Here is a 3548-nt window from a genome sequence, read left to right on the forward strand (position 1 = left end):
AAGGAGACGGCCCGCCAATAAACAACAGGAACTCAGTCGACCTGCGGGAAACCGAGGTCGATCTTCGACGTCGACGGATCCGGCCACCGCGTGGTGACTACCTTGCCGCGCGTGTAGAAGCGGATGCTGTCCGGTCCGTACATGTGCGTGTCGCCGAAGAGTGAGTTCTTCCAGCCTCCGAAGGAGTACGTTCCGACGGGCACGGGGATCGGCACGTTGACGCCCACCATGCCGGCCTCGGCCTCGAACTCGAACTGCCGCGCGGCGCCGCCGTCGCGCGTGAAGATCGCCACGCCGTTGCCGAACTCGTTCTCGTTGACGAGTTTCACGGCGTCCGCGTAGGTCTCCACCCGGACCACCGAGAGCACGGGGCCGAAGATCTCGTCGTCGTACACCTTCATGCCCGGCTTGACGTGGTCCACGAGGGAGACGCCGATGAAGAAGCCGTCCGAATCGAACTGCTGCGTGGTCCCGTCGACCACCACGGTTGCGCCCTCTGCTGCGGCTCCGGTGACGTAGGAGGCCACACGGTCGCGGTGCTCACCGGTGATGAGCGGTCCCATCTCCGACGACGGATCGGTGCCGGCACCGATCTTCAGCGACACCATGCGGGAGCGGACCTTCTCCACGAGGTCGTCGGCGATATCGCCCACGGCCACCATGACGCTGATGGCCATGCACCGCTCACCGGCGGAGCCGTACGCGGCGGAGATGGCGGCGTCGGCCGCCATATTGAGGTCGGCGTCGGGCAGGACCACCATGTGGTTCTTCGCGCCTCCCAAAGCCTGGACGCGCTTGCCGTGCCCTGCCGCGCGCTGGTAGATGGACTTCGCGATCGGCGTCGAGCCGACGAAGCTCACGGCCTTCACGCCGGGGTGGTCGAGAATTGTCTCCACCGCCTCGCGATCACCCTGCACCACGTTGAACACGCCGTCCGGCAGTCCGGCCTGGGAGAAGATCTCCGCGATGAACACCGCACAGGAGGGATCCTTCTCGCTCGGCTTGAGCAGCACGGTGTTTCCGCAGGCAATGGCGCTGCCGATCATCCAGAGCGGCACCATGGCCGGGAAGTTGAACGGCGTGATGCACGCCACCACCCCCACGGGCTGGCGGATCGAGTGGACGTCGATGCCGGTGGAGACCTGCTCCGACCGCTCGCCCTTCAGCATGTGGGACAGTCCGGTGGCGAACTCGATGTTCTCGAGGCCGCGGGCAATCTCGCCCTCGGCGTCGGAGAGGACCTTGCCGTGCTCGCTCGTGAGGATCGCCGCGAGCTCGGACTTCCGCTCGTTGAGCAGTTCCCGGACGCGGTAGAACACGTTGGCGCGCTTGGCGAGGCTGGCCGAGCGCCACGCCGGGAGTGCGGCTTCGGCGGCGGCTACCGCTTCATCGATGCGCGACGGCGACGCGAACGCCACCTCCTTTTCCTGCTCGCCGGTGGCTGGGTTGAACACGGGGCCGTAGCGGTCGGCATCGGCGACGCGCTGCCCGTTGATGTAGTGCGGGATCTGCTGCATGGAGGAGCCTTTCAGTAGAGCGGAGAAGTCAGTTGGAGAGCGAGCCGTCGACGAGCTTGATGATCATGGAGCAATCCTTGCCGCCCTGGCCGGAGTCGACCAGGCGCTGGAAGAGCTGCTGGACGTGCTCGCCGATCTCCAGCGGCGTATCGGTGTCCTTGGCCGCCGCGATGGCGAGTCCGATGTCCTTGTTGGCCAGCTCGGTGGTGAAGGTGGGCGCGAAATCGTTGTTCGACGCCGCGGTGTCCACGACGCCCGGCACCGGGTACCAGGTGCGCAGTGCCCAGCTGTCTCCCGAGGACACGGAGGCGATATCCCAGAACACCTGCTTGTCGAGGCCCAGCCGGTCCGCGAGAACTGCACCCTCCGCGGTGGAGGCCAGGTTGATGAACAGCATCAGGTTGTTGCAGATCTTGGCGGCCTGGCCGGTGGTGGCCCCGCCGGTGGGAATGATGTTCTTGGCCATGGGCTCGATGAAAGTGCTCGCATCCTTCACCGCCCCCTCCTCACCGCCCACCATGAAGGTGAGCGTCGCTGCCTTCGCGCCACTCATTCCGCCCGAGACCGGTGCGTCGACGAAGCGGAATCCCGCCTCCGACGCCGCTGCGTGCAGCGCCGCGGCCGACTCGATGTCGATGGTCGAGGAGTCGACGAGCAGGGTGCGGGTGTCCGAATGAGCCAGCACGCCCTCGTCGCCCAGATAGACGGCCCGCGCATGCTCGCCCTTGGGCAGCATGGTGAAGACGACGTCGGCACCCTCCACAGCGTCGGCGATGCTCGACGCCGGCTTCACTCCCAGGGCTTCCGCTGCGGCGACGGCGTCGGGGTTCAGGTCGAAGCCCCGCACCTCGTGCCCTGCCTTGACGAGGTTCCCGGACATCGAACCGCCCATGTTTCCGAGACCGATCCAGCCGATTTTTGCCATGGAAGAAGCTCCTTTGCTTTGTGGTGTAAACGCTCCCTCCAGCATGCCTCGCTGGTAGAGTGCGATCAAGGGGAAATATCACAGACGCCGTGTTCGTTTTTGCACACATTGTCGGAAGAATACCGAAACGACAGGAGGAACCGTGGTCGACTTCAAGCGGCTGCCCAGCCCGGACGACCTCCTGATCCTGTTGACCGTCGCCCGGCTCGGCCGCTTCAACGCCGTCGCCGAATCGCTCGGCACCACCCACACCACCATTTCGCGGCGCATCCTCGCCCTCGATCGACAGCTCGGCGGGAGGACACTCGAACGGAGCCCGCAGGGGTGGGAACTGACGGCCCTCGGCACCGAGGCCGTTGAGGCTGCCGAGGCGATCGAGACGAGCCTCGGCGCGCTGAGCTCGCGGATCGCGCACGACGACGCCCTGTCGGGTCTCGCCCGGGTCAGCACCCCCGACGGCTTCGGAAGCAGGTTCGTGACGCCGGCGCTGATCCGGCTGCAGCGGGATCATCCTCGCCTCAATATCGAGATTTTCAGCGCCACCCGGAAGGTGAGCCAGAACCGCTCGGGCGTTGACCTGGAGGTGGTGGTGGGCCGGACGGAGATCGCGAACGCCGACCCCATCTTCCTCACCAACTACTTCCTCCGCCTCTATGCCAGCCCCGGGTACCTGGCCGAGCGGGGCATGCCCGCCGGGCTGGAGGACATCCGCCACCACAGCTTCGTGTCCTACGTGGAGTCCGCACTGCAGGTCAGCGAACTGGGGCACCGCTCTTCCCAGCTGCCCATGCCCGTGAGTACTTTCCAGTCGACGAGCATTTTCGCGCAGGTCGAGGCAGTCGCTGCCGGCGCCGGGATCGGGTTGCTTCCGAGTTTCATGGTCGCCGATGCCTCCGGGTTCGTTCCGGTGCTACCGGCGGAGTTCCACCGTCAGCTGCCCATTTGGGCCGTCGCCCGCCCGGAATCGCTGCGTTCGGCGGCGGTGCAGGCCGTGGTCGGAGCGATCCGCAGGGAGATCGCGGAGCGAGCGGCTGCCCTGGCTTCTTGATCGCTCCGCCACGCTCGCCGCCTGAGCGCATCTCCTGAAGACGCGAGAACGGCGAGGC

3 protein-coding genes are annotated in these 3548 nt (G+C 66.4%); 1 reads left to right on the forward strand and 2 read right to left on the reverse strand.

Annotation, left to right across the window (positions count from 1 at the left end; translation table 11 throughout):
* Positions 1–32: 32 nt before the first annotated feature.
* Entirely contained in the window at positions 33–1517 is a 1485-nt protein-coding gene (locus Y705_RS0113415; RefSeq protein WP_026533228.1) for a CoA-acylating methylmalonate-semialdehyde dehydrogenase, read from the reverse strand.
* 28 nt (positions 1518–1545) lie between these two features.
* Entirely contained in the window at positions 1546–2442 is an 897-nt protein-coding gene (mmsB, locus tag Y705_RS0113420) for a 3-hydroxyisobutyrate dehydrogenase (protein WP_026533229.1), read from the reverse strand.
* Positions 2443–2584: 142 nt separating this feature from the next.
* Here mmsB and Y705_RS0113425 point away from each other — a divergent pair, with 142 nt between their 5' ends.
* Complete coding sequence (locus Y705_RS0113425; RefSeq protein WP_026533230.1) at positions 2585–3490, forward strand: LysR family transcriptional regulator; 906 nt, start codon at positions 2585–2587, stop codon at positions 3488–3490.
* Positions 3491–3548 lie beyond the last annotated feature (58 nt).

Source organism: Arthrobacter sp. H41, from assembly GCF_000520535.1.
In the GTDB taxonomy this organism is placed as follows: Bacteria; Actinomycetota; Actinomycetes; order Actinomycetales; family Micrococcaceae; genus Arthrobacter_D.